The organism is Krasilnikovia sp. MM14-A1004, assembly GCF_047159485.1.
Lineage (GTDB): Bacteria > Actinomycetota > Actinomycetes > Mycobacteriales > Micromonosporaceae > Actinoplanes.
Genome location: NZ_AP038773.1, coordinates 2,533,649 through 2,558,985, shown reverse-complemented (window position 1 = coordinate 2,558,985; position 25,337 = coordinate 2,533,649). Strand labels below are relative to the sequence as shown.

Genomic DNA, 25,337 nt, shown 5'->3' with positions numbered 1-25,337 from the left:
CGGGTCAGGCCACCGGGTAGATCTGGACGTTGCGGAACGCCACCTCGTACGGCTGCCCGTCGGGCACGCCCTCCTCGGTGAAGATGCCCAGCACGACCCGCCCGTCGGTGATGACATCGCGGTCCTGCAGCGGCACGGTGCCCAGCGCCACGCCGTCGCGGCTGATCTCGACGGTGTCGCCGACGATGGTGACCGTCACGTGGGTGGGCGGGCCACCGACCACGATCGGGGACGCGTCGAGCGGGAAGGTCTTGTAGACGTCCGGGTTCGCCCGCTTGTGCACGCCCACGTACACGGCCTTCTCGCAGAACCGCACCTGGTAGCCGCGTACCGCCTTGAACCGCAGCCAGATGCTGGCACAGCTGCCCGGCGTGCGCAGCTGCAGATCCACCTCCGTACGCAGGTCGTGGGGCACCTGGTCCTGCGGGCCCCGGCAGCGGAACGACCCGGAGCTCTCCCGGCGCACCACCAGGGCACCGTCGAACGAGCAGCTCGCCTTCTCGTTCGCGTCCGAGGTCGCCTGCCACAACGACCGGACCACCAGCGAATCGGTGATGACCGGGGTGGGCACGGGCGCGGTGACCGTCGCGCTCGTGAGGGGTGCGCCCGCGCCCGCGGACCACGGCGGGCCGATCGCCAGCAGCGTGGCGACACCGGCCAACGCCGCCAGCAGCACCACGGCCGCGGCCATGGCGATGGCCCGCGCCGGACCACGCTTCCCCCCGCCCGGCTCGGCGGCCGGGGCCGACGGCGTCGCGGCGACCGGGCGGGTCTCGGACTCGCCGTCGACGACCCCGGCCAGCTCGGGCGCCGGGTTCAGCATGGTGAGCTGCCGGTTCGTGTCGTAGCCGGTGGCGGCCTGGGCCTCCTCGGTGGCCGCCCGCAGACCCGGCTGATGGGCCAGCGCGGCCGCCGCGGCCGGGGTTCGCTGCGCGCCGCTGACCAGCAGGTCGAGCAACTCGCGGGCGGTGGGCCGGTTGGCGGGATCCTTCTCCAGGGCGTGCGCGACCAGGTCACGCAGCGGGCCGGACAGGCCGTCCAGGGTGGGTGGCTGGGTGAGGATGCGCGCGGCGGTCGCGGTCGGCGAGTCGGCCGAGAACGGGGTACGCCCGGTGCCCGCGTACGCGACCACGCCGCCCCAGGCGAAGATGTCCGCGGCCGGGGTCAGTGTGTGCCGCATGTCGTCGCCGAAACGCTCCGGCGCCATGTACGCCACGGTCCCGACCATCTGATCGGTACGGGTGAGACCGGTGGTCGCCTCCAGCGCGCGGGCGATGCCGAAGTCGATGACCTTGGGGCTGCCCGGTGCCAGCAGCACGTTGCGCGGCTTGAGGTCGCGGTGGATCACCCCGGCGCCGTGGATGGCGGTGAGCGCGGTGGCCACGCCGATCGCCACCGAGTGCAGGTTCGCGGCGGTCAGCGGCCCCCGGTCCTGCACGACGTCGGCGAGGCTGGGGCCGTCGACGTACTCGACCACCAGGTACGGCAGCTCGTGGTCGGGGTCCGCGTCGAGCACCTCCGCGGTGCAGAACGGCGGCACCTGCCGGACGCGGTCGACCTCGCTGCGGAAGCGCCGCCGGAACTCGTCGTCGGGCGCCAGATCCGCCCGGACGACCTTGACCGCCACCAGCGTCCCGCTGGGGTCCTTGGCCAGGTAGACCGTGCCCATGCCGCCCTGCCCGAGCCGGCCCACCACCTCGTATTTGCCCAGCTGGCGCGGGTCACGCGACCACAGCGGTGCCGCGCGCTCGTTCGTCATCGTGCCCCCACGCCCATCCCCGCCCGTCGACGGCCGCCGACCCACGGCCGACTGGCACCTTATCGGGCAATGTCAGTGCCTGCGAACCCCCCGCACCGCGTTGCCGCCTAACTGACACTCCGTGATCGCGGCCGGAGCCTCACAGTGCGCGGATCGCGACGTCCGCGAAGGTCACCGCGGGCCGCGCTGCCGTGCCCGCCACACTGATCCCGAGCAGCACCTGGCCCTGGTCGGGTCCGTCGGCGGGCAGCGGGACGGCCCCGGCGAACTCCGCGTCCCGGAACAGCTCGGCCCGCCCGTCACGCACGACCAGGTGGATCACGGTGGCGGTGCCCAGCGGGATCGGGCGCGGCAGCGGCACGGTGCCGAACACCCGCCGGTCGCCGGGGGCGTCGGCGGCAACCGACAGTTGCCGCTGGCACACCCGCAGCACCTGACCGCCCGCCTCGGGGTCCCAGTGGTACCAGACGGCGGCGCAGCCGCCCGCGTTCAGCAGGGTCACGGTCACCTCGACGCCGAGTTCGCCCGGGAACTCCTCCTGCGGGCCGGGGCACTGCAGGGTGCCGGGGCCGGGCAGGGTGGCGCGCAGCACCCCGCGGACGGTGCAGCCGGCACCGTCGGCCCGCAGCGCGGTGTCGCGCCACTGGCCGGGCGAGTCGAGCGAATCCTGCAGGTCCGGCTCGCCGGATGGCTCGACCGGCGCGGCACCGGGGCCACCACCGTCCCCGCCCGCGCTGCCGCCGTCCGCGCCGGTGCCGTCGGCGCCCTGGCCGGCACCCGGACCGTCGGCGCCGTTCGAACCGCTGCCACCTCCGTCCGCACCGGAGCCGCTCGAACCGGAGCCGCGGTTCGAGCCGGAACCGTTCGAGCCGGAGCCGTTCGAGCCGGAGCCGTTCGAGCCGGGGCCGCGGTTCGAGCCGGAGCCGTCCGAACCGGAGCCGTCCGAACCGGGGCCGCTGGAGCCGCCGCGCCCGTCGGTGGCGGAGGTGCCGCGGCCGGAGTCCGAGACGAGTGCGTTGCGCGCCAGGGTGTCGAGGTGCAGCACCCCGGCGACCGTTGCGATGCCCGCGAGGACGAGCAGCACCGCCAGGGCTGCCAGCAGGCGGCCACCGCGCGGACGGCGGCCGTACGCGGGTGGGCGCCCGGCGACCCGGACCGGGGCCTGCAACGTCGCCGATCCGGGATACCCCGGAGGGCGGTTCGGCGGGCCGGGAAGGCGGGACGGAGCACGGGGCGGGCCGGGATTCGCCCGGGGCCCGGCGAGCGCGGCCGTGCGGCGCCCCCCGTGTCCGGCGAGCGCGGCCGGGCGCCGGATCGGGGCCTCGCCGAGCAGCATGTCGAGCAGTTCCCGTGCGGTGGGCCGGTCCGCCGGGTCCTTGGCCAGCGACAGCTCGACGAGGCTGCGCAGGGGCTCGGCCAGCCCGTCGAGGTGCGGCGGCTGGGTGAGGATGCGCGCGGCCGTGGCCGGCGGCGAGTCGGCCCGGAACGGCGTACGCCCGGTGCCCGCGTACGCGACCACGCAGCCCCACGCGAAGACGTCCGCGGCGGCGGTGAGCGGCACACCCGGCTCGGAGGAGAACCGCTCCGGCGCCATGTACGCCACCGTGCCCACCATCTGGTCGGTGCGGGTGAGCTGGCTGGTCGCCTCGAACGCGCGGGCGATGCCGAAGTCGATGACCTTGGGGCTGCCCGGCGCCAGCAGCACGTTCTCCGGCTTCAGGTCGCGGTGGATGACGCCCGCGCCGTGGATGCCGGCCAGCGCGGTGGCCACCCCCACGGCAACGGAGTGCAGGTTCGCGGCGGTCAGCGGCCCTTCCTCGACCACCTGGCCGAGGCTGGGCCCGGGAACGTACTCGACGACCAGATACGGCGGCTGGTGTTCGAGGTCGGCGTCCAGCACCTCCGCGGTGCAGAACGACGGCACCTGGCGGGCCCGCTGCACCTCGCTGCGGAACCGCTGCCGGAACTCCGGGTCGTGGGACAGCACCGCGTGCACCAGCTTGACCGCGACCGGACCGCCGTCCGGGTCCTCACCGAGGTAGACGACCCCCATGCCGCCGGAACCGAGCCGCCCGACGAGCCGGTAGCGACCCAGCCGGCGCGGGTCGTTGCGGTGCAGCGGGCGCACCGGCGGCGCGGCGGGCGCGCTCATCGGGCACCACTCGCGTGCGGGACCGAAGCGGCGCCGACCGGCAACGCGGTCGCACCGGCTTCGTGGTCGGCACTGCCCCCGGCCGGGCGCGGGCGGCGCGGCCACAGCAGCGCGGCTGCCACGAGCGCCACCAGCGCGGCGGCCAGCCAGCCCGCGCCGACTCGGCCGACCAGGTCACTGATCCGGTGCTGCAGGCCGGTGGCGGCCGCGACGAGCGGGTCGTGTCCCGAGAGCCGCAGGTCCCGCGCGAGGCGCAGCTCGTACCAGCCGTAGTAGGCGACGTAGGCGCCGCAGACCAGCAGCACCGCGCCGCCGAGGCGGGGCACGACCGCGGCGACCCGCCGCAGCCGGGCCACGGCCGAGGTGCGGGCCAGCGCCACGGCGACCGCGACGACACCGACGACCACCGCCATGCCGAGCGCGTACGCCGCGAACAGCGCCAGCCCCGCGCCGGCCGAACCGGCGCGCAGGGTCGCGGCGACGATCGCGAGGAACGGGCCCGCGGCGCAGCCGAGGGAGGCCAGGGCGTACCCGGCGCCGAACAGTGCCGTGGAGGTGAGCGAGCCGGTCAGCCGGGGCGCGCGCAGCCGGGCGCCGAGCGCGGGCAGCGACCGCCCGGCCACCAGCCATCCGCCGATCCCGGCCAGCAGCAGTCCGAGCACGACGGTCAGCCACGGCAGGTGCGGCTGGACCCGCGCGGCGAGCGGCGCGAACACCAGGCCGAACGCGCCGAACACGGCGACGTACCCGGCGGTGAGGGCGACCGTGCAGCGCAGCGCGCGGCCCACCGCGGCGGCGCCGGCGCGCGGCCCGGCCGGCCCGCCGTCGGCGGAGACCAGCAGCGACAGGTACGCGGGCAGCAACGCGAAGCCGCACGGGTTCACCGCGCCGAGCATCCCGGCGGTGAGTGCGAGCAGCACCGATTGCACGACTCAGGCCACCAGCGCCTTGATCTGGGCGGTGAGCTGCAGGTCGTCGAGGTACCCCGAGACGCGCACCGCGCCGGTGCGGTCCAGCAGCACGTACGTGCTCTGCTCGGTGATCCCGAAGCGGCGCCACACGACGCCCTGCCCGTCGTCCAGGTGCGGGACGGTGCCCACGTTCAGGTCGGCGACGAACCGGTGCATCGCCGTGTTGTCGCCCATCCCGGCGATGCCGAGCACGGCGAGCCGGTCGCCGTACTCGTCCTTGAGGTCGGCCACGGACTGCGCCTCGGCGGCACAGGTGGCGCACCACGGGGCCCAGAACCACAGCACGGTGGGCCGGCCCGCGAGGGTCGCGGCGTCGAACGCCGCCCCGTCGAGCGTGCGCCCGGTGAACCGCAGGGTCGCCGGAACCGCCGCCGCGCCCGCAGCCGCTGCACCACCCGCCGCGGCGGCGGGTGCCGTGGACGGGCGGGCGGCGCAGCCGGCCGTGGTGGCGACGAGGCCGGCGGCCGCCACCGCCAGGCCCAGTGCCACCACGGCCCGCCGGGTCACTTGCCGGCCGCCTCGGTGAGCCGTAGCGCGAGCGCCGGGCACACGTTGACGGCCTTGCGGGCGCCGTCCTCCAGCCACGGCGGCAGCGGGGTCGTCGGGAACGCCGGGAAGCCGTTCGCGTCCAGCCGGATGATCTCGGGCGCGACCGCGGAGCACAGCCCGTGCCCGTCGCACCGCGACCAGTCCAGGGCGAGCTTGCGTACGCCCTGATTCTGGTGGTACGGCAGCGGCAGGATGCCGCGCACCTGCTTGCCGCAGCCCTCGCCGTTGGCGTGCGCCGCGACGTCCTTGTGGAAGATCTCCAGCGCGGACAGCGCGAACCGGGCCGTGCCGTCCGGGTGGCTGCACGCGCCGCGGCCCTTGACCACACCGGCGGCGGCGCGCACGTCCTCCAGCGCGTTGCCGCCCAGCGAGACCAGGGTGACCGAGCGGGCCAGGTCGGGCAGGCCGAGCCGGCACGGCCCGCACTGCCCGGCGGACTCACCGGCCAGGTACTGGACGACCTGGGCGACCTCGCCGAGCGGGCAGGTGGACGAGCCGATCGGCAGCAGCATGCCGGCGCCCAGGGTGGCCCCGGCCTTGGCGAAGCCCTTGCGGCTGATCGTGACGGTCTTCGCCGCCTCGGCGGACAGCCACTTGCCGTGGTAGCCGCCGACCAGGATGCCGGGGCCGATGTCGGCGCCGCACATGGTGAGGATGTCCATCAGCGGGGTGCCGGTCGGTGCCTCGACGACGGCGGGCGCGGTGGCCGAGCCGCCGACCGTGAGCATGACCGTGCCCGGCTCCTCGGGGATGCCGACGCTGTTGTACTCCCACGGCCCGAGCCGCGCGGCGATGGCCAGCTGCGAGTACGTCTCGGCGTTGGACAGCAGCGTGGGCAGGCCCATCACGCCGTTGTCGCTGGAACGCACCTTGCGCCCGGGCGGGATGTGCGCCTCGCCGTTGATGCCGCGGACCAGGGCACCGCCCTCACCGGAGATGAACCGGTGCGGCACCGTGACGATCCGGGTCGGTACGGGCATCTTGCGCTCGGCCAGCGCCGCCCCGAGCGAGTCCTGGCCGATGCCGTCGTCGGCGACACCGATGACGATCTCCTCGGCGTCCAGGGCGGCGGCGGCCAGCGCGGCACCGTCGAGGATCAGGTGCGGGCCACGGGTGAGGATCGCCTTGTCCTTCCACGACGGCGGCTCACCCTCTGTCGCGTTGACCACGATGACCGGCGGCAGGTCCTGCCGGCGGCACGAGTCCAGCACCGCGCGCACCTTGCGGGCGAACGGGAACCCGGCGCCGCCGCGGCCGCGCAGCTCGATGCGGTCCGCCAGCCCGATCAGCTCCCCCGAGCTGAGCGCCGCGAAGCCGCCGTGTACCTCCTGGTGTGCGACCAGGTCGAGGCGGCCGTACTCGTCGAAACCCGCGGTGATGCGCGGAGTGCCGATCGCGGTGACCGGTGGAACCTTGGACGCGCTCATGGCCGCGCCCCCCGGCGCTGCCCCGCGTCACCCCTGCCGTGGTGGTGCTTGTTCACTGCGCTTCTCCTCGCAGCTGACGCCAGTACTGGTCGTCGGCCACATCGTCGGTGCTACGTCCCCGACCGCGACGAGCCCCCCGGCTCGTCCCGCGCGAGGATTCGGGCTGTTCCGCCCTGCGGGCCCGCCGCGACGCCATGTCCACGAGGGTCGGCGTCTCGTCGGGCTCCATGTCGGGGCCCCACGGCCGGCGGTCGTACTGCGGGCCGCCGAGGTCGACGAACTCGCTGCGGCTGTGCCGGCCGGAGTCGGCCCGGTCGACGTCGGCGCCGCGGTCCCCACGGTCGCGCCGGGAGCGGGGCGCGGGCGAGGGGTCGTCAGAGTACCGGGTCGAACGGGGCTCCGGGGGACCCGCCGAGTAGCCGGGATCGGCCCACCGGTCGGCGCGGCGGGGCCGCTCGTCGGCGTATCCGTCGTCGTCGGCGAGGCGGCGGCCGCGGGTCGGCTCGTCGGCGTACCGGCGGCCACGGGGCTCGTCGTCGCCGCGGGAGGCGCGGCGGGGCTCGTCCCCGGCGTCCCAGCCGCGGGCCGCCGGTGCGGCCTCGATGGCGCGGCGCTGCCGGGGAGCGGGCTCGTCCTCGGCGTACCGGCCGGCGCGGCTCGTCCGCTCGTAGCGGGGCGGCTCGTACTGCTCCTGTTCGCCGGTGCGGCGGCGCGAGCGCGGCGCCGGTTCCTCGTCCTCGAAGCGGCGCCGGCCCGACGACTCGATGGCCCGTCGCGACATCGCCCGGGTCTCCTCGTCGAAGCCGGCGGCCGGGCGCCGGGCGGGCTCGTCGGCGTCGGCGTGGCGGCGCGAGCGCGGTGCGTCGTACTCGTCCTCGCGGCGGCCGCGCGGCGCGCGGTCCTCCTCGTCGGCGCCGCGGCGCGACCGGGTCTCGCGCCGGTACACCTCTTCGTCGTACTCGGAGCGGCTGCCCTGCTTGGTGGGCGCGGCGCTGTCGGCCTTGGCGGCCGGCTTCTCCGCGGCCGGCGCGGGCGCGGCCGGGACCCAGGGCTCCAGCACCGCGGTCTCGGTGAGGCCGGGGTTGGAGGAGATGCGCGGGCCGGACCGTTCGCTGTCGCGGCGCTTCTTCATCCCGGAGGCGCCGCTGGGCGCGAGCTTGCCGACCGGCTTCATGGTGCCCGTGCTGGTGCCCGACTGGGAGGCGAAGTCCTTCTTGCGGTTCAGGCTGACGGAGACGCGGACGGCGAGGCCGAGGACGACCATCAGGACGCAGACGACGTAGCTGACGATGACCCAGACCGCGGCGGGGCGGCCCGCGTTGAGGCCGTGCACCAGGGCGAGCGGCCACATCAGGTATGAGCTGGCGTGCACCGAGCGCCACATCCACGGCTTGCCGCGGCCGATGAACCGGGCGCGGGCGATACCCGTCCATAGGACCAGCGCCATGATGATGCCGGAGATCGTGCCGAAGCCGACGAAGAAGTTCCCGTTGAGGAAGGGGATGAACATGTCGATCACCTGGATGTGCTTCTCCATCAGCTTCGCCCACAGGTGCACGCCGAGCGCGCCGACGGCGATCACGCCGAAGGTGCGGTGGGCGGACTGCAGCAGGACGCGCTGCCGGATGGAGAGTACGAGCCGGTCGGTGCTGACCAGGCCCAGCATGATGGTGATCGAGAGCGACACCAGCGTCAGTACGCCCATGTAGTACTCGAGATAGGCGAAGACGTAGACGTAGAGGACACGTCCGACCGGGGTGAGCATCGCGGCGGCCCAGATCGCCAGGAGGATCGAGACCGCGAGAGTCGCGATCGTGATCTTCGATGGCGGTGTGGGGCCACCGGTGGCATCCATCGGCACGCTTCCACGATTGGCGGATCGTTGGTTCAGCTTCGTCCGGGCCATTGACTCCTCGTTCTCCGCAGCGGTCGCGTCTCGGTGGGCCTTCCTTGACGCCGGCACCCGTGGGGGATGCCCCGCGCTATTCCGTCGGGCGGTGCCGCAGGCCTACCTTCCTCACCGTGCGTTGCGGCCGTCCCTGCCCAATCCCCATCTACGTGTGCGGGCCGCCTGCGGATGAACGATCCGGAACTTCTTTGTCGGCAACTTTGCACCGGGCTGCTAGTACACCCCTCTGCAGCGCCTCTGACCTGCGAAGAAATCGGAGCGCAACCGGGGGCTAAGGGAAACGTAAGGTCCCTCGGCGGGTAATCCCGCACACGCGGTGAACCTTTCGGCCGCGCCACCCGAACTACCTCGTGAGCGAGCAAGCTGACGCCTGAGCGTAAGGAGATGGTCGCTGTGCGGCATCGCGCTGCGCTGCTCTCGGCGGTACCGGCGGTCACCGCCGCGGCCGCGTTCCTGGCCCTGCCCACCGCCGCGTCGGCGGCGCCCGGCCCCGGCCCCGGCCGCGGCGGGGAGGCGGAGGTTCGCATCACCGAGGCGCCGCAAACCCTCACCGCGGGCGAGGACGCGCGCACGGTCACCGCCGTGGTCACCACGGACCGCGGCGGCGGTTGCCGCAAGGTCCGCTGGTCGGCGGTGCTGCGGGCCGAGGGCCTCCGCCTCGATCAGGTACGCGTGCAGCGGATCGAGGACGACGGCGACTTCCCGGTGCAGGTGCAGTCGGCCGGTGACGCCGCCCGACTGACCGACGTGCAGTTCGACCCGGGTGAACTGTGCCGGGGCAAGACCGTGACGGCGCGGTACCGCGTCGCGGTGGACGAGGATGCGCCGCAGGGCCGGGTCACGCTGGAGGTGCAGGCGTTCGACGTGGGCGTGCGGCCCCTGGGTGCGGCCGTCACCACCGCCGCGGTGCAGGGCGGGGAGGCGGATCCGGAGCCGAGCGGGTCCGAGGATGCCTCGCCGAGCCCGGCACCGGACGAGTCGGACGATCCCGGCGCCGGTGCGGCCGACGGCGACACGACGGATCCGTCGGCGTCGAACCCGGCCGCGGCCGCCCCGCCGGCCAACAACGCCGCCAGCTCCTCCTCGGACGGCTCCTCCGGCCTGCTCGGGCCCGGCCTGATCGTCGGTGCGCTGCTGGTCTTCGCCGGGGTGGGCCTGCTGCTGCGGTTGCGCACGCGCAACCGGCTGGCGGCGCAGCAGATGCAGACGCAGTTCTACCCGGCCCCTTGACGCGGCGGACCCCGCCGCCCGGCGGCGGCGGGGTCCGGTCCGGCAGGGGTCAGGACAGCGGCGGGTACGCGTTGGCCATCAGCTCACGGAACTGGGCAGAGAACCAGGCGCCCGAAAGGGGCGCGCCGGACAGCGCGCCGGTCGGGTTGTTGCCGTTGCGGGCGTTGCCCGTGTAGGTCGGGTCGCACATCCGGTCGAAGCCCTTGCCCTCGTCGTTGGGGATGAGCGTGCTGGAGCCGTCCGACTCCCCCGGCGGCTTGACCCACACGTACGCGTCGATGCCCGCCCCGGGTGCGGCCGTGGGCCGTTCGCCCAGGCCCGCGCCGGACTGGTTGCACCAGTTGCCGGCGTGGATGCGGCGGTCGATGCGGGACTCGTTGACGAACGTGTTCACATCCGTCGAGGTGCTGGCGCGGGTGGGCCGGTTCGGGCCACCCCAGCCGTTGCGGGACGTGTCGATGAGCATCCCGATGCCCGGGTCGAAGCCGATCGAGACGAGCTTGCTGCGGAACGCGGTCGCAAACGTCAGCTCGTCGACGTACTGGTTCCAGTCGACCCACTTCGACTGCCGTACGGAGGTCCCGTTGACCGTCGAGCCGACGGTGAAGTACGGCTCGCGCAGCGCGGAGTAGTTGGCGGTGTCGGTGATGAAGCCGGTGACGTTGCGGACGTCCCCGGACGCCCGGGCGGTCTGCAGCATCAGGTCGGCGGTGGGCCCGAAGTTGGAGTCCCAGCCGATCCAGCCGTGGTGCGCCGCATCGAGGTAGTTGTACGTGTTGCCGATCGCCCCGAGCTTGCGCAGCGCGTACGCGATGCCGTTGACGTATCCGCCGTTGGCCTTCATGGTGTCGCACATCGCGGTGGCACCGGCCTGGCCGGCGGTGTTGGTGACCAGGTTCGGCAGCGAGTCGATCTCGATGATGTTGATGATCCGCAGGTTCCGGTACTTGGGGTCGGCCTGGATCGCCGCGATCGGATCGATGTACTCGGCCTGGTAGCGGGGCAGGTCGGTGGGCCCGAGTTCGCCGTTGGAGGCCAGCGCGGCGCAGTCGCGGCCGGGCAGGTTGTAGATGACGAGCTGGATGTAGCCGGCGCCCTGGGCCAGCGCGGCGTCGAGGTGGTCGCGCAGCCCCATGGCGCCGTTGGAGCTGCTGCCGGTGGTGCCGTTGATGGCGGCGATGCGGTCCAGCCACACCGCGGTGGGGTTGCTGGAGATCCGGCTGCCGCCCGGCTCGGCGTCCGCCTTTGCCTTCCACTCGGGATTGACGTAACCCCTGGCTCCCACGTACGGGTTGTCGACCCGCGTCCCGGCGGGCGGGGTGGTCGGGGGCGTGGTGGGCGCAGTGGTCGGGGGCGTGGTGGGCGGGGTCGTCGGGGTCGAGCCGGTGCAGGCGACGCCGTTGAGCGAGAACGCGGTGGGGGCCGCGTTGGTCCCGGAGTAGTCCGCGTTGAAGCCGAGCGAGACCGTGTCGTTGCTGGCCAGCGCCGCGGACCAGGCGGGGTTGGCCACGCTGACCCGCTGACCGGACTGGCTGAAGGTGCCGTTCCAGCCCTGGGTGATGTGCTGGTTGCCCGCGAACTCCCAGGTCAACGTCCAGCCGTTGGTGATCGGGTCGCCGAGGTTGGTCAGGTTGATCGAGCCGGTGAAACCGGTGTTCCACTGGTTGACGGAGTAGGCCACGCGGCAGCCGGCCGCCGCGTGCGCGCCGGGGGCGAGCGCGACGACACCGATGCCGGAGACGAGGGCGGCCGCGGCCGCGGCGGTGGCACCGCGAGCCAGGCGCGAGCGCCGGGTGGGTGGATCGGATCTCATGGTGGGGGGCTCCTCGGGGACGGAGTGGCGCGACCGGGGGCAACGCGGCCGGGCGGGCCGACGAGGTCGCGATCGCCGGCACCCGGAACCGGGCCGATCGACGCATGGACATCGATCGTTGCCACCGAGCATGGCATGGGAGCGCTCCCAGCGCAATCACTCCGTCATCGGTCGGCAACATTTCCGTCACCGCCGCCAGCGCTGTGGCTCGCCTGCGGGCGCTGTGGCTCACCTGCCGGCGCTGCGGCTCGTCTGCCGGCGCTACGGCAGGTCGAAGGTGGCCACCACCGGGGCGTGGTCCGACTCGGGGAACTTGCGGTCCGTGGCGAACGACGCGCTCTCGTCGTGCAGCACCTCGTTGTGGATCTCCGAGCCGCGGTAGCAGGCCAGCAGATTGCGGGTCACCAGCAGGTGATCCAGCATCTCGCCCCGGCCCTGGTGGAACAGCGTGTACCGACTGGACAGCGGCACCGTGTTCTCGATCGGTACGAGGACCCGGCCCGCCAGGTCGCCGTTGCCGGTGTCCTCGACGCTGCCCCGGATCGCCAGCACGGGGACGTCGTCCGGGGTGGCGTTGAAGTCGCCCGCCACGATGACGCGCGCGCCCGGATCCGCGTCCAGGATCCGGTCGACCAGGCGGCGCACCTCCAACGCCTGCGCCATCCGCTTCATCGAGGACAGGAAGACGCCCTCGGCCCAGGCGTCGGCCGTACGCCAGGTGTAGGCGTCCACGGTCTGTCCCGGGATCGGGGTCGGGATCTTCGACTTGAGGTGCACGTTGATCACGTGCAGCGAGGTGCCGTCGCCCGTGTCCAGTTCGACGTGCAGGATCGGTCGCTCGGCGCTCACCTCGACCGGCTCGGCGTCCGGCGGCACCGCGGTCAGCCGCTTGTACCGCGGTGCCGCCACCAGCTTGTGGCGCAACTGCTCCCGTGCCCGGACGGGCAGCCGGGTCGCCACCACGAGATTCCGTTCGTCGTACACGTCGTCGCCGTCCGGGCGGGTGCTGACCAGCTCGGCCATCTCCAGGTTGGTCTTCGCCAGCAGCTCCCGCAGGGCGAGCAACGCGCGCGGCCGGCCGGCGCGTTCCTGGCCGTTGACCTCCTGGAAGCAGGCCACGTCGGCGCGCAGCCGGACGATCTGCGGTCGCATGAGGGCGATCCGCTCGTCGAGGCTGGGCCGCTCCCCGGCCGCGGTCTCGTCGAAGTTCTCCAGATTGAACGTGGCGACACGCAGCTCGGCCATGCCGCCACGCTAGCCGTGAAACCCGCCGTGACCTGCGATTGTGTCGGTGATTTCGCACCTCCGGCCAATCGCGGCCGATCCGGCGACCCTGGCCGTGTCGGCCGGGACCGCCGGACCCTGCGTCGAGGCGGACGCAACGCGCGGGCGATCAGGCACCCGACGAGTACAGCTGCCTGATCTCGGTCGCGCTCAGCGCCCTGTCGTACAGATGCACCTGGTCGACCGTGCCGTCCAGGTAGTCGACCGGGTTGCCGCCGTAGCGGCCGCGGCCGATCACGGTGTGCCCGGTCGGCGCGGACCGCGGCTGGCAGGCGCTGCTGGTGCCGGCCAGCTCCCCGTCGACGTAGAGGCGCAGCTCGCCCCTCACCGAGTCGCGTACCCCGGCGAGGTGGTACCACCGGCCCGGCTCCGGCCGGAACGGGGCCAGGGCGCGCACCCCGGCGAAGCTCATCGCGAACCGCTGGTCGGCCCCGGAGTACTGCAGGTAGAAGTCGCTGTTGGCGGGGCCGTCCTGGCTGACCACGGTCTGGAAGGCGCCGTCCACCTTGTCGAGCTCCACCCACACGGCCGCTGTGTAGTCCGACGCGGTGTCCAGGATGGACGCGCCGGTGTCCAGGTACTGCGTCGCCCCGTCCAGGGCCACGCCCTGCCCGGTGCGACCGGTGACGAACGCGGCACCGCCGACCACTGTCGCGTCGTGGCCACCGGCGGCGTCCGCGCCCGTACCGTCGAGGGGGTAGAACGCGACGCCGGTGAGCCCGGGCGTGCCGGGCGGCGGCTGGGGCACCTGCCCGGCCGCGCCGTCCGCCTCGGCGATGATCCGGGTATTGATCGCCCGGACCTGGTCGAGGTCCATCTTGGCCACCCGCCGGTCGTACGTGAAGAAGCCGTTGACCTCCCCCTCGACGTCGGTGATCTGGGTGTACACGGACGCGCTGATGCCGCACGCCCGCGCCGAGGCGAGCACGTCCTGCTGGTTGGCCACGTACTTGCCGGTCAGGGTCGCCGAGTCCGGCTCCATCTCGTACGCATGCCCGTCGCCGAACCACATGTGGTTGGCGACCTTCAGGCCGAAACCGCCGTGCTCGCCGTCGATGGCCACCCGCTCACCGCTGGGCGACAGGTACGCCGGGCCGAGGTACGCGTGGAAGTCGACCACGTCGCCGCGGCCGGAGTCGCCGTGCGAGTTGCAGCAGTTCACGCCGCTGTGCGCGTTGACGAGGCGGCTCGGGTCCTGCGCCTTCACGTCGTCGGCGATGCGGCCGGTGGCCGCCCGGTCCCACTCGCCCCAGCCCTCGTTGAACGGCACCCAGGCCACGATGGACGTCCAGCTGCGGTGTTCGCGCACCATCTCGTGCAACTCGGCCTCGAACTGGGCCCGCCACTCCGGCGGCACCGGCCCGGTGTTCGTGGCGGGCATGTCCTGCCAGATCATGAGGCCGAGCCGGTCGGCCCAGTAGTACCAGCGGTCCGGCTCGACCTTGATGTGCTTGCGCACCGCGTTGAAGCCCATCCGCTTGTCCTGCTGGAGGTCGAACTTGAGCGCGGCGTCGGTGGGCGCGGTGTTCAACCCGTCCGGCCAGAAGCCCTGGTCGAGGTTCGCCAGGTGGAACAGGATCCGGCCGTTGAGCGTGATGCGCAGCTTGCCGTCGGCGCCGCGGGCGGTGCCGATCTGCCGCATGCCGAAGTACGACCCGACCGTGTCGACGGCGCGGCCGCCGTCGTACAGCGTGACGTCCAGGTCGTAGAGGAACGGCGAGTCGGGGGACCACAGACGAGCGTCGGGCACGGGTACGGCCAGCGGGGCGCCCGCCGCGCCCGAGGCCCGGCCGACGACCCGGCCACCGGCGCGCGCGACGGCCCGTACGGTGAGTCCGGCCGCGTCGCCGACCTGCGGGGTCAGCCGCAGCACCCCGGCGGGCACGTCCGGGGTCATGGTGAGGCCGTCGATGTGGGCCGGGGCGACGGGTTCCATCCACACCGTGCGCCAGATGCCGGAGCTGCCCTGGTAGAAGATGCCGTGGTCGCTGGTGCGGCGCTGCTTGCCGATGGGCTGGCCGGTGGCGTCGGTGAGGTCCTCGGCCCAGACGATCAGCTCCTGCGGGCCGGTGGTGAGCGCGTCGGTGACGTCGGCGTCGAACGAGTCGTAGCCGCCGCGGTGGGTCGCCACAGGGGTGCCGTTGACCCAGACCCGCGCGTCGTAGTCGACCGCCCCGAAGTGCAGGAGCAGCCGGTTCCCGGCACCCACCCGCCACGCGGCGGGGACCTCGAAGGTACGGCGGTAGAACATCCGGTCCTCGTGGCGCTGGATGCCGGAGAGGGCGGACTCGATCGGGTACGGCACCAGCACCCGCTCGCCGAGGTCCCGCCCGACCGGCGGGGCCTGCCCGGGGTCCGCCCCGGCGAACTGCCACACGCCGTTGAGGTTCTGCCAGCGGGTACGGGTGAGCTGGGGGCGCGGGTACTCGGGCAGCGCGTTGTCCGGGCCGACCCGGGCGGTCCAGGGGGTGGCCAGCGGTGGGACGCCGGGGTGCCAGGTGGGGGCGGCGGCGGGCAAGGGCGGCGCGGCGCCGGCGGGCCCGGCGAGACCGAGCGCCAGCAGGAGGGCGGCGGCCAGGGTGAACGTGCGGTTCATGGGCTGCGTCCTTCGTGGGGGGAAAGCGCTCGCGGAACGCCATGAGTCAACACATTCCAACAATGTCACGCACGTAACGTCAAGGTTTCTTTGCTGATGATCTTCGATCTCTGCCCCCGGTGGTCCGCCGACGCGCTGGATAGACTCGCCGCAGGGCGACCAGTTGGTGTTTCCGGGCGCTCAACCCTGACCGCCAAAGGGATGGGACACCTTGGACGAACCCGCACCTGCCTTCGGCGACCTGCTGCGGCAGCTCCGCCTTGCACGCGGCCTCTCATTACGGGCTTTCCAGCCACTCACCAACCATTCGAAGAGCCTCATCGGTGACTGGGAGACCGGCCGTAAGGTGCCGACCTCCGACGTCGCCGAGCGCCTCGACCACATTCTCGACGCCGGCGGCCGACTCGCCGCCGCAGCCGCGACCACCCGCCCGGCCGCCGCGCAGGATCGCATCGCCTCCGAGGTCGCACGTCACTTCGCCCACCAGGGTCCCGTCTCCGAAGAGATCCGGCGCCGCAGCCTCGTCGCCGGCCGGCTCGACGTGCTCGCGATCCGCGGCCTCGGCATCGTCGGCCTCAACGATTCCCTGCTGCGGCCCGCGCTGGCCAGCCGCACCGCCACGCTGAAGGCGCGGATCCTGTTGCTCGACCCCGACTGTGAGGCGGCCGCCTGCCGGGCGGGTGAGATAGGCGAGACTCCGGCCGCATTCGCCTCCGGCATCAAGTTCACGCTCGCCCGGATCGAAGAACTGGCCGCGTCCGCGGAGAAGCTCGACGTGACCGTGTCGCTGTACACCAGCCAGCCGATCTGGCGGACCATCCGCGTCGACGACATGCTCTGGGTGTCGAGCGTCGCCCCGGGCTGGGAAGGCCACGAGTCGACGATCTACGAGATCCCGAAGACTCCGCGCGGCAGCTTCTGGTCCGGCTACTGCAGCCAGTTCGACGGCATGTTCGCCCACGCCCGCCGCGTCATCTGAGGAGGCCACGTGATCGAGGCCGAACTCAAGGCCCGTCTGAGCAACCCGGCGGCCGTTCGGGCCGCCCTGGCCGCCCGAGCGACGCCGACACGCGCGATCTACCAGGACATCTACTACGACACCACGGGCGAGGACCTCGACCACACTGGACGGGAGCTGCGGCTGCGTACCGTCGACTCCGGTGACGTCCGGATCCACCTGCTGACCTTCAAGGAACCGGCCGTCCACGAGGAAAGCGGGTCGAAGCCCGAGCATGAGTCGACCGTCGGCACGCCGCAGGCCGTCGACCATCTCCTACGGGCCCTCGGATACCACCCGCTGATCGAGCTGACCAAGAACTGCGAAAACTACCGTCTTTCCCACGCCGGCCGCGATTTCCTGGCCACGGTGGTCGAAGTGCCGGAGGTCGAGGGCACGTTCCTCGAGGTGGAGACGATGACCGAGGTGCCCGACGTCGACAAGGCGCTTGCCGACACCCGCGATCTCCTCGACCAACTGGGCGTCACCGCAAATGAGCTGACCACGGAGCTGTACACCGACGCGGTCCGCGCCGCCCACGGTCCGCGCTAGCGGGCGGGCCTGTCCGCAGGATTGTCCGCGTCCCCGTTTCCGGAGGCGGACAAGGCTCGGACGTCCCCAGCCCGGCAAGCCGTCGTCACGCCGCCAGGATCGGAGCGGGAGCCCGGGCAGCCACGGATCGATTCGCGACCCAGCCCGGACTCCTCCGATTGATGGAGGTGATGTTGATGTTGCTGTCCCTTCGACCTCCGTGGACGCGGAAGGCCCGCGCCCGGGCGGCGCTGATCGCGGCTGGCCGTACTGATGTGGACCTACCTCGAGACCTACTGCCTCGACCATCACGACGGGCCGCTCGGGGAGGTCTTTGAGCGGTTCATCGGCTGGACCCGCCGATCGAGGGCACCCCGGGCGGCCGGTAGCGCGAGCCACCCCGATCCGTTCGGGTGACGGCACCGGAACCTGAAGGCGGTGACCAGGCGGCCGGTGTGGGCGGGTCAGCCGCCCACGGAGAGATAGCGGTAGCCGAGGCGGCGCATCCGCTCCGCGTCGAGGCCGTGCCGCCCGTCCAGCAGCACCGGCGTACGCATGGTCGGCAGCAGCTTGCCCCAGTCCAGATCCAGGTAGTGCGACCACTCCGTCACCAGCACCACCGCGTCGCTGTCGTCGAACACCGCCTCGGCGCTGTCGCACAGGTGCACGGCCAGGTCGGGACGCTCCCGGCGGAAGCGCTCCGCGGCCACCGGGTCGTGCAGCGCCACCCGCGCCCCGTGCGCGATCAGCTGCTCCGCGATGTCGATCGCGGGCGCGTCCCGCATGTCGTCGGTGTCCGGTTTGAACGCGAGCCCCAGCAGGCCGATCCGGCGCCCCTTGATCAGGCGCAGCTCGTCGAGGAGCCGGTCGACCACCATGCGGCGCTGCCGGAAGTTGACCTCCCGCGCGGCCTGCACGATCGGCATGTCGTGGTGGTACTCCCCCGCGGTCGTGATCAGCGCGGCGGTGTCCTTGCCGAAGCAGGAGCCGCCCCAGCCCACGCCGGGCTGCAGGAACCGCGGCCCGATCCGGGCGTCGAGGCCGGTGCCGCGGGCCACCTCCATGATGTCCGCGCCGACCCGGCCCGCCAGCCGGCCGATCTCGTTGATGTAGCTGATCTTGATGGCGAGGAACGCGTTCGCGGCGTACTTGATGAGTTCGGCGGAGGCCAGGTCGGTGGAGACCATCGGCACCGCGCCGACCTCGCCCGGCCGGGGCAGGAACGTCGGCGGGGTGAAACTCTGGTTGAGGATGGGACGGTAGAGCTGGTTGAGCACTTCGAGGCTGCGCGGGTCGTCCGAGCCGATCACGATCCGGTCCGGGTAGAGGGTGTCGAACAGGGCGACCCCCTCGCGCAGGAACTCCGGGTTGGACGCCACCGCGAACTCGCCGTCCGGGCGCCGCCGGTGGGCCCGCTCGAAGGACTCGCGCAGGATCGCGTCCACCCAGTTCCCGCTGCCGATCGGCACCGTCGACTTGTTCACCACCACCGTGAACGGGCCGGTGACGTGCGCGCCCACGCTCTCCGCGGCCGAGCGCAGGTGCCGCAGGTCAGGGTTGCCGTCGGGCAGCGAGGGGGTCTGCACCGCGATGAACACGACGTCCGCCCCCGGCACGCCCTCGGCGTACTCCGTGGTGAAGCGCAGCCGCTCGGCGGCCTCGGCCAGCAACTCGTCCATGTGCGGCTCGTAGATCGGCGACCGGCCCGCCCGCAGCGACTCCACCTTCGCCGTGTCCAGGTCGACGCAGGTCACGTCGTGCCCGAGATAGGCCAGGCAGGCACCGGTGGTCAGTCCCACGTAGCCCGTACCGACAACACACACCTTCATCGCTGGTGTCCCTTTCCGCCGCCCGGATGCGCTGCGCCGCACCCGGCCCGCCACGGTAATGCACCGGGGCCCACAGGAAACCCCCGCGGCACCAAGCTCAAGCTGAGGGGGTCGCTGCCGACCATAGGTCCGTGACTGTGAGCAGTGGCGTGCGCCTCGCCGGTAGCCGGGACGGGTTCACCGTGCCCACGCAGGCCCATGCGGTCGACGTGCAGACCGACCTGCTTGCCGCCCTGGTCGACGTCATGACCCGGGACACTCCGGTCATCGAGCACGTTCTCGACCTCGTTCACCGCCACCTGGGCGAGGTGGCCGAGCTGCGCTGCGCCACGGTCTTCACCCTCAGCTCCGAGGACGGCGGACTCTATCCGGTCGCCACCGTCGGGGATCCGGAACCCGGCGAACTGCGTACCGCCGGCATGGTCTTCCGCGTTCCGGCCGGTGCGCCGCCGACCCGCAACGGCGAGCGGCTGACCGTACGGTTGCGCATCGGCGGCCAGACGGTCGGCGTGCTGGTGCTGACCGGCGGCCGGCTCGACCGGGTCCGCGAGGACGTCGTCGCCTCGGCCGGTCTGCACCTGGCCGCCACGCTGCAATCGCTCGACGCGGAACGGCAGCGGCAGTTCCTCGCCAACGCCACCACCACGATCCGCCGCCTCTTCGAACGCGGCACGGTCGCCACCAGCGTCGAAACCGCCGCCGAGCTGGTCGCCCGCGCGACCGCCGAGGCGTTCCGCACCGAGTTCTCCGGGCTGCACCTGGTCGACACCGACGGCCGGATCCGGTACGCCATGGGCGTGGGTCCCACGGTCGAACATACAGAGACCCTGCACCGCAACCTCGTCGGCAAGATGGCCAGCGACTCGCCCATCTGGCGCGCGGCCGTCCAGGACGGCTCGCCCGTGCTGGTCGGCGACGTCGAAACCGTCGGGGTCTCCCCCGGCGGCTTCGTGCACACCATGGGACTGCGGTCCTTCATCGCCATGCCGCTGATGTCCGCGACCGGCCCGGTCGGCATCGTGCTGTGCGGCGACGCCTCCAACACCCGCCGGTGGAGCGCCGACGACCACGGCCTGGCCCGCCAGCTCGCGGTCGAGGGCGCGCTGATCGTCGACAGCGCCCGGCTGCGCCAGGCCGAGCAGCAGCACGTCGCCGAGCTGACCCGCCAGGCGTTCCACGACGCGCTGACCGGCCTGCCGAACCGCTCCCACCTGCTGGAGGGCGCGGAGCAGGCGGTGGCCGCGGCCGAGCGCGCCGGCGAGCGGACCGCCCTGCTGCTGCTCGACCTCGACGGCTTCAAGCAGGTCAACGACACCGCCGGGCACCACGCGGGCGACGCCCTGCTGCAGGCCGTGGCGCACCGGCTGCTGCGTACCGTGCGCGACAACGACCTGGTGTCGCGGCTCGGCGGCGACGAGTTCGCCATCCTGCTGACCCGCAACCCGGACCACGCGTCGGCCGCCACCGCCGCCGAGCGGATCCACCAGCGGCTCAGCGAGCCGTTCGACATCGAGGGCCGGACGGTCACGATCGGCGCCAGCATCGGCGTCGCGATGTTCCCCGACGACGCCGGCGACGTGCCGCGGCTGCTGCGCGGCGCCGACGCCGCCATGTACCGCGCGAAGCGCGACGGCGGCGGCGTGCGCCTGGCCCGCTGACGCGGATCGCCCCGACCCATTGACGCGGATGGGGGATCTCGGTGTCGCACTGGTGACACCGGATGGGCAGGCGTGCGCGGGCGGGTCACCATGGCGGCAGGGGCGGCCTTCGCAGCGCCGCCCGAAGGGGATGATCGACATGGCCGCCCTCTCACCCTGGCCGATCGTGCGCCGCGGCGCCACCGACCACCCGGTACCCAGCCTGCAGTACCTGCTGCGGGCGCGCGGGCAGACCGTCACCGTGGACGGTGACTTCGGCCCGCGTACCGAGGAAGCGGTGCGCACCTTCCAGACGCAGCGACACCTCACCGTGGACGGCGTCGTCGGACAGCAGACGTGGAGCGCACTGATCATCACCGTACGGCGCGGCTCGCAGGGCGACGCGGTGCGCGCGGTGCAGGAGGAGTTCCAGTTCCGCAACCTGTCCGGCGACCCGAGCAAGGGTCCCCAGATCGACGGCATCTTCGGTCCCGTCACCGAACAGTTCGTCCGCGACTTCCAGCAGGCCATCAAGGCGGACGTGCCGTCGATGGCGGTGGACGGCATCGTCGGCCCGATGACCTGGCAGGCCCTGATCAGCGGCATGCTGTCGTTCTGAGCCACGCGCCGAATTGCGTACGGGCCCGCCCCGCCCGCTCGTAGACTTCGGACCCATGCTGGCCATGCAGGACGCCCTCACCCGGTTGATCGAGTACTGGACGCGGCAGGGCTGCCTGACCGTCCAGCCGATGAACACAGAGGTCGGCGCCGGGACGCTGAACCCGGCCACGTTCCTGCGCGTGCTCGGCCCGGAGCCGTGGCGGGTCGCGTACGTGGAGCCGTCCGTGCGCCCCGACGACTCCCGCTACGGCGAGAACCCCAACCGCATCCAGACCCACACCCAGCTCCAGGTGATCCTCAAGCCGGAGCCGGGCGACGCCCAGCAGCTCTACCTCGGCAGCCTCGCCGCGCTCGGCATCGACGTCGCCGCCCACGACGTGCGGTTCGTCGAGGACAACTGGGCCTCCCCCGCGCTGGGCGCGTGGGGCCTGGGCTGGGAGGTGTGGCTCGACGGCCTGGAGATCACCCAGTTCACCTACTTCCAGCAGGCCGGCGGCCTCGACCTCGACCCGGTGTCGGTGGAGATCACCTACGGCATCGAGCGGATCATGATGGCGTTGCAGGAGGTGCGGCACTTCAAGGACATCACGTACGCGCCGGGCATCAGCTACGGCGAGGCGTTCGGCCAGGCCGAGTACGAGATGTCGCGGTACTACCTGGACGATGCCGACGTCGCGGCGAACCGGCGGCTGCTCGACGAGTACGCGGCCGAGGCGCAACGGATGGTCGACGCGGGACTGCCGGTGCCCGCCCACACGTACGTGCTGAAGTCCTCGCACGCCTTCAACGTGCTCGACGCCCGTGGCGCGGTGTCCACTGCGGACCGGGCGGCCGAGTTCGCCCGGATGCGCCTCCTCGCCGGTGACGTCGCCCGGCTCTGGGTGGCCCGCCGCGCGGAACTGGGCCACCCGCTCGGCGTGTCGGCGCCCCCGGCACCGGCGACGCCGGAGCCCGTCACCGAGGCGGCCGGGGACCGGGCCCGGACGCTGGTGTTCGAGATCGGTACGGAGGAGATGCCGCCCGCCGAGGCGCGCGCCGCCTGCGCGTACGTGCGCCGCGCGGTCGCCGAACGGCTGGCCGCGACCCGGCTCACCCACGGCGAGGTGCGGGTGGCGGCGACCCCGCGGCGCCTGATCGCGACCGTCACCGACGTCGCCGCGCACGAACCGGACCGGGTCGTCACGGTGCGCGGCCCCCGCGCGTCGGCCGCGTACGACGCCGCGGGCCGGCCCACCCCGGCACTGGCCGGTTTCGCGCGGGCGCAGGGCGTCGCGGCCGACGCCGTGGAGACCGCCGAGCTCAACGGCGTACCCCATGTGGTGGTGCGGCGCCACGTTGCCGGCGGCGCGGCACCCGCGGTGCTGGCCGCCGCGCTCGCGCCCGTGGTCACCGGCCTGCGCGGCGCCCGCAACATGCGGTGGAACGATCCCCGGCTGTCCTTCACCCGCCCGGTCCGCTGGCTGCTGGCCCTCTGGGGTGAGCAGGTCGTGCCGGTCACGGTGTCGGCGCTGACCGCCGGGCGGCACACCCGTCTGCTGCGCACCGCCGCCGAGCCGGTCGTGGCGGTGCCCTCGGCCGAGGAGTTCGCGGAGCTGGTCGCGGTCAACGGCATCGTCGCCGACGCCGAGGACCGCCGCGATCTCGTGGTGACCGGCGCGCAGGATCTCGTCTACCCGGACGGCCGCGTCGACGTGGCCGCCGAGGGCGACCTCATCGACCAGATCACCTACCTGGTGGAGCAGCCGACGCCGCTGCTGGGCACGTTCGACGAGGCCCACCTGGAACTGCCCGGGGTCGTGCTCACCACCGTGATGCGCAAACACCAGCGGTACCTGCCGGTGCGCGACGCGGACGGTGCGCTGCTGCCGCAGTTCGTGACGGTCGCCAATGGCCCCGTGGACGTGGACCGGGTGCGGGCGGGCAACGAGGCCGTGCTGCGGGCCCGCTTCGCCGACGCCGCGTTCTTCTACGCCGCGGACCGGCGCGCCGACCCGGGCGAGTTGCGGGCGCGGCTGGCCCGGCTGACCTTCACCGACCGGCTCGGCTCGATGGCCGACCGGGCGGATCGGATCGCCGCCCTGGCCACCGCACTCGCCGCCCCGCTCGGACTGTCCTCCGCCGACGCGGCCGCCCTGCGCCGGGCCGCCCCGCTGGTCAAGTTCGACCTGGGCGCCCAGCTGGTCACGGAGATGACCAGCCTGGCCGGGGAGATGGCCCGCGACTACGCCCTGCACTCCGGGCAACCCCGCGACGTCGCCACCGCACTGTACGAAGTGGAGCTGCCCCGCCACGCGGGCGACGCGCCGCCGCGTACCCTGCCGGGCGCCCTGCTGTCGCTGGCCGACCGGCTCGACCTGCTGGCCGGCCTGGCCGCCACCGTGGGCCTGCCCACCGGCAGCAGCGACCCCTTCGCGGTACGCCGCGCCGCCCTCGGCGCCCTCGCCGTGCACCGCGCCCATCCCGCGCTGGGCGCCCTGAGCCTGACCACCGCGCTGGCTGAGGCGGCGAAACTCCAGCCCGTCGAGGTGCCGGAGAAGGTACGGGAGGACGTCGCGGAGTTTCTGGCCCGCCGTCTCGAACAGGTGCTGACCGAGGAGGGGCACCCGGTCGACCGGGTCCGTGCGGTGCTGCCGCACGCCGACCGCCCGTCGCGCGCCGACCACCTGCTGTCCGAACTGGCCGCCCTGGTCGAGGACGAGTCGTTCCGGGGTGTCGCCGCGGCGACCCAGCGGGCCCGGCGCATCGTCCCGGACGGCACCCCGGCCGCCTACGATGCGGGCGTGCTTAAGGAACCGGCCGAGATCGCCCTGCACGACGCGGTCGTGGCGGTCCGCGCCGAACTCGACGCGGATGTGGATCTGACGAGCTTCACCCGCGTCGCGGGGCGGCTGGTGGCGCCGGTGGACGCGTTCTTCACCGACGTGTTCGTGATAGCCGAGGACCCGGCGCTGCGCGCCGCTCGCCTGGGCCTGCTCGCCACGATCCGCGACCTGGGCGCCGCCCTCCTGGACTGGCCCCAGCTACGCCTCTGACCCTTTCCCCGGATCTTGAAGAGTTCGGGTCAGCTCCTAACCCGAACTCTTCAAGTTTCCGGCCCAGCCACGCTCGTCACCGCCATGCGGAGTCCATCACCCGAGGGTCGCCCAGATCCGCGAAGACCTCCGCGCACCGCTGCCAGTCCTCAACGGCGACCGCTTGATCGCCTGCCGGGGCAGTGCCTTCCTCCAAGGTGCGGCGCAGGTAATCGTTACGCGACAGCCCGAGGCCGGCCGCTGCGGCATCGATACGGTCAACGGCTTCCTGGCTCAGGCCACGAACCACGAGGTCGGGCATCGAGTACCTCCGCGGGAGAGTGACGTCACCATAGCGCTTCGGACGGCTATCCCTTTACTGGCACGGAATGCGGGCTGAGGACAACGTTGCGAGCCACCCGTGGGCCTGCGCGCTAGTTCTCCCGCGTAGAGGGCTTGGCGACGACGTACGTGCCGCGACCCACCACTGTGACCACCAGCCCACGCTCACGGAGCAGCTGGATCGACTTGCGCGCCGTTCCCCGCGCGACGCCGTACTCCTGCACGAGCTGGTTCTCCGAGGGAATGGGGCGGTCCGGGAGAAGGTCGCCGGCCTCGATACGTGCTTGGACGGCATCCGCTACCTGCACGTACAGCGGCGTCGGGCCGTCATGGTCGATCACGCTCTCGACCATGCCACCTCGGTGTACACCGCAGTTGCCAAAGGGGAACCATGGTGAACCCTGTACATGCATGGTGAACTGGGCGTACCGTCGAGGCTCAGCTCGGCCGCTCCACGAGGAGGAATGCGATGAGGCGCCCGGACTACGGCCCACTAAGGCGGATCGCCGAGCAGGTCGCTGACTGTCTCGCGGAATCCGGTCACGCCTTCGTCGAGGACGACAAGATCGACGGACTTGCCGCGGTGCTGGGATCGTTCCTGGTCGTGGCCGGAATCCCACATAGTCCGCTCGACACAGGCACCGTGATCACGGAGTGATGACCGACCTTCCGCTGTTGC

At 72.9% G+C, this 25,337-nt stretch carries 19 protein-coding genes; 7 read left to right on the top strand and 12 right to left on the bottom strand.

Features of this window, described 5'->3' with window-relative positions; all coding sequences use genetic code 11:
- Positions 1–4 precede the first annotated feature (4 nt).
- The 6 genes from ACMCNN_RS11710 to ACMCNN_RS11685 form a co-directional block, all read right to left on the bottom strand.
- On the bottom strand, positions 5–1,759 hold the full coding sequence (locus tag ACMCNN_RS11710; protein ID WP_412746207.1) for a serine/threonine protein kinase: 1,755 nt from the start codon (positions 1,757–1,759) through the stop codon (positions 5–7).
- Between the two features lie 139 nt (positions 1,760–1,898).
- Complete coding sequence (locus tag ACMCNN_RS11705; protein WP_412746206.1) at positions 1,899–3,911, bottom strand: protein kinase domain-containing protein; 2,013 nt, start codon at positions 3,909–3,911, stop codon at positions 1,899–1,901.
- Positions 3,908–4,831: a cytochrome c biogenesis CcdA family protein gene (locus ACMCNN_RS11700; protein ID WP_412746205.1), complete on the bottom strand. Its 924-nt coding sequence runs from the start codon at positions 4,829–4,831 to the stop codon at positions 3,908–3,910. The genes ACMCNN_RS11705 and ACMCNN_RS11700 overlap by 4 nt, the downstream gene beginning before the upstream one ends.
- Positions 4,832–4,843: 12 nt before the next feature.
- Positions 4,844–5,389 carry a TlpA family protein disulfide reductase gene (locus tag ACMCNN_RS11695; protein WP_412746204.1) on the bottom strand — a complete coding sequence of 182 codons (546 nt, stop codon included), beginning with the start codon at positions 5,387–5,389 and terminating at the stop codon, positions 4,844–4,846.
- Positions 5,386–6,858 carry an NADH-ubiquinone oxidoreductase-F iron-sulfur binding region domain-containing protein gene (locus ACMCNN_RS11690; protein ID WP_412746203.1) on the bottom strand — a complete coding sequence of 491 codons (1,473 nt, stop codon included), beginning with the start codon at positions 6,856–6,858 and terminating at the stop codon, positions 5,386–5,388. The genes ACMCNN_RS11695 and ACMCNN_RS11690 overlap by 4 nt, the downstream gene beginning before the upstream one ends.
- 52 nt (positions 6,859–6,910) lie before the next feature.
- The gene (locus ACMCNN_RS11685; protein ID WP_412747141.1) at positions 6,911–8,713 is read right to left on the bottom strand and encodes a translation initiation factor III; all 1,803 of its coding nucleotides are present in this window, start codon (positions 8,711–8,713) and stop codon (positions 6,911–6,913) included.
- 447 nt (positions 8,714–9,160) lie between these two features.
- On the opposite strand from ACMCNN_RS11685, the gene ACMCNN_RS11680 reads away from it, so the two are divergent.
- Positions 9,161–9,997, top strand: coding sequence for a hypothetical protein (locus ACMCNN_RS11680; RefSeq protein ID WP_412746202.1), 837 nt, complete (start codon positions 9,161–9,163; stop codon positions 9,995–9,997).
- Positions 9,998–10,046: 49 nt separating this feature from the next.
- Here the strand turns inward: ACMCNN_RS11680 and ACMCNN_RS11675 are convergent, their stop codons facing one another.
- The 3 genes from ACMCNN_RS11675 to ACMCNN_RS11665 form a co-directional block, all read right to left on the bottom strand.
- The gene (locus ACMCNN_RS11675) at positions 10,047–11,810 is read right to left on the bottom strand and encodes a glycoside hydrolase family 6 protein (RefSeq protein WP_412746201.1); all 1,764 of its coding nucleotides are present in this window, start codon (positions 11,808–11,810) and stop codon (positions 10,047–10,049) included.
- A gap of 261 nt (positions 11,811–12,071) precedes the next feature.
- Positions 12,072–13,055 (bottom strand): endonuclease/exonuclease/phosphatase family protein, encoded by a 984-nt coding sequence (locus tag ACMCNN_RS11670; RefSeq protein WP_412746200.1) that lies wholly within the window; start codon positions 13,053–13,055, stop codon positions 12,072–12,074.
- 148 nt (positions 13,056–13,203) lie between these two features.
- The gene (locus ACMCNN_RS11665) at positions 13,204–15,690 is read right to left on the bottom strand and encodes a LamG-like jellyroll fold domain-containing protein (protein ID WP_412746199.1); all 2,487 of its coding nucleotides are present in this window, start codon (positions 15,688–15,690) and stop codon (positions 13,204–13,206) included.
- A 211-nt stretch (positions 15,691–15,901) separates the two neighbouring features.
- Between ACMCNN_RS11665 and ACMCNN_RS11660 the strand changes: the two genes are divergently transcribed.
- Both ACMCNN_RS11660 and ACMCNN_RS11655 read left to right on the top strand, forming a co-directional pair.
- On the top strand, positions 15,902–16,669 hold the full coding sequence (locus tag ACMCNN_RS11660; RefSeq protein ID WP_412746198.1) for a helix-turn-helix domain-containing protein: 768 nt from the start codon (positions 15,902–15,904) through the stop codon (positions 16,667–16,669).
- A 9-nt stretch (positions 16,670–16,678) separates the two neighbouring features.
- Positions 16,679–17,239, top strand: coding sequence for a class IV adenylate cyclase (locus tag ACMCNN_RS11655; RefSeq protein ID WP_412746197.1), 561 nt, complete (start codon positions 16,679–16,681; stop codon positions 17,237–17,239).
- Between the two features lie 443 nt (positions 17,240–17,682).
- Here the strand turns inward: ACMCNN_RS11655 and ACMCNN_RS11650 are convergent, their stop codons facing one another.
- Positions 17,683–19,047: a UDP-glucose dehydrogenase family protein gene (locus tag ACMCNN_RS11650; protein ID WP_412746196.1), complete on the bottom strand. Its 1,365-nt coding sequence runs from the start codon at positions 19,045–19,047 to the stop codon at positions 17,683–17,685.
- A gap of 131 nt (positions 19,048–19,178) precedes the next feature.
- Between ACMCNN_RS11650 and ACMCNN_RS11645 the strand changes: the two genes are divergently transcribed.
- From ACMCNN_RS11645 to ACMCNN_RS11635, 3 genes are all read left to right on the top strand, one after another.
- Positions 19,179–20,705 carry a diguanylate cyclase domain-containing protein gene (locus ACMCNN_RS11645; protein ID WP_412746195.1) on the top strand — a complete coding sequence of 509 codons (1,527 nt, stop codon included), beginning with the start codon at positions 19,179–19,181 and terminating at the stop codon, positions 20,703–20,705.
- Positions 20,706–20,844: 139 nt separating this feature from the next.
- Complete coding sequence (locus ACMCNN_RS11640; RefSeq protein ID WP_412746194.1) at positions 20,845–21,303, top strand: peptidoglycan-binding domain-containing protein; 459 nt, start codon at positions 20,845–20,847, stop codon at positions 21,301–21,303.
- A 55-nt stretch (positions 21,304–21,358) separates the two neighbouring features.
- Positions 21,359–24,337: a glycine--tRNA ligase gene (locus ACMCNN_RS11635; protein WP_412746193.1), complete on the top strand. Its 2,979-nt coding sequence runs from the start codon at positions 21,359–21,361 to the stop codon at positions 24,335–24,337.
- A gap of 76 nt (positions 24,338–24,413) precedes the next feature.
- On the opposite strand, the gene ACMCNN_RS11630 is transcribed toward ACMCNN_RS11635, so the two are convergent.
- Positions 24,414–24,638: a hypothetical protein gene (locus tag ACMCNN_RS11630; RefSeq protein WP_412746192.1), complete on the bottom strand. Its 225-nt coding sequence runs from the start codon at positions 24,636–24,638 to the stop codon at positions 24,414–24,416.
- A gap of 112 nt (positions 24,639–24,750) precedes the next feature.
- A complete protein-coding gene (locus tag ACMCNN_RS11625; protein WP_412746191.1) occupies positions 24,751–24,999 on the bottom strand; it encodes a GntR family transcriptional regulator in 249 nt (82 codons plus the stop codon).
- Between the two features lie 128 nt (positions 25,000–25,127).
- Here ACMCNN_RS11625 and ACMCNN_RS11620 point away from each other — a divergent pair, with 128 nt between their 5' ends.
- Positions 25,128–25,316: a hypothetical protein gene (locus ACMCNN_RS11620; RefSeq protein ID WP_412746190.1), complete on the top strand. Its 189-nt coding sequence runs from the start codon at positions 25,128–25,130 to the stop codon at positions 25,314–25,316.
- The last annotated feature ends 21 nt before the right edge of the window (positions 25,317–25,337 follow it).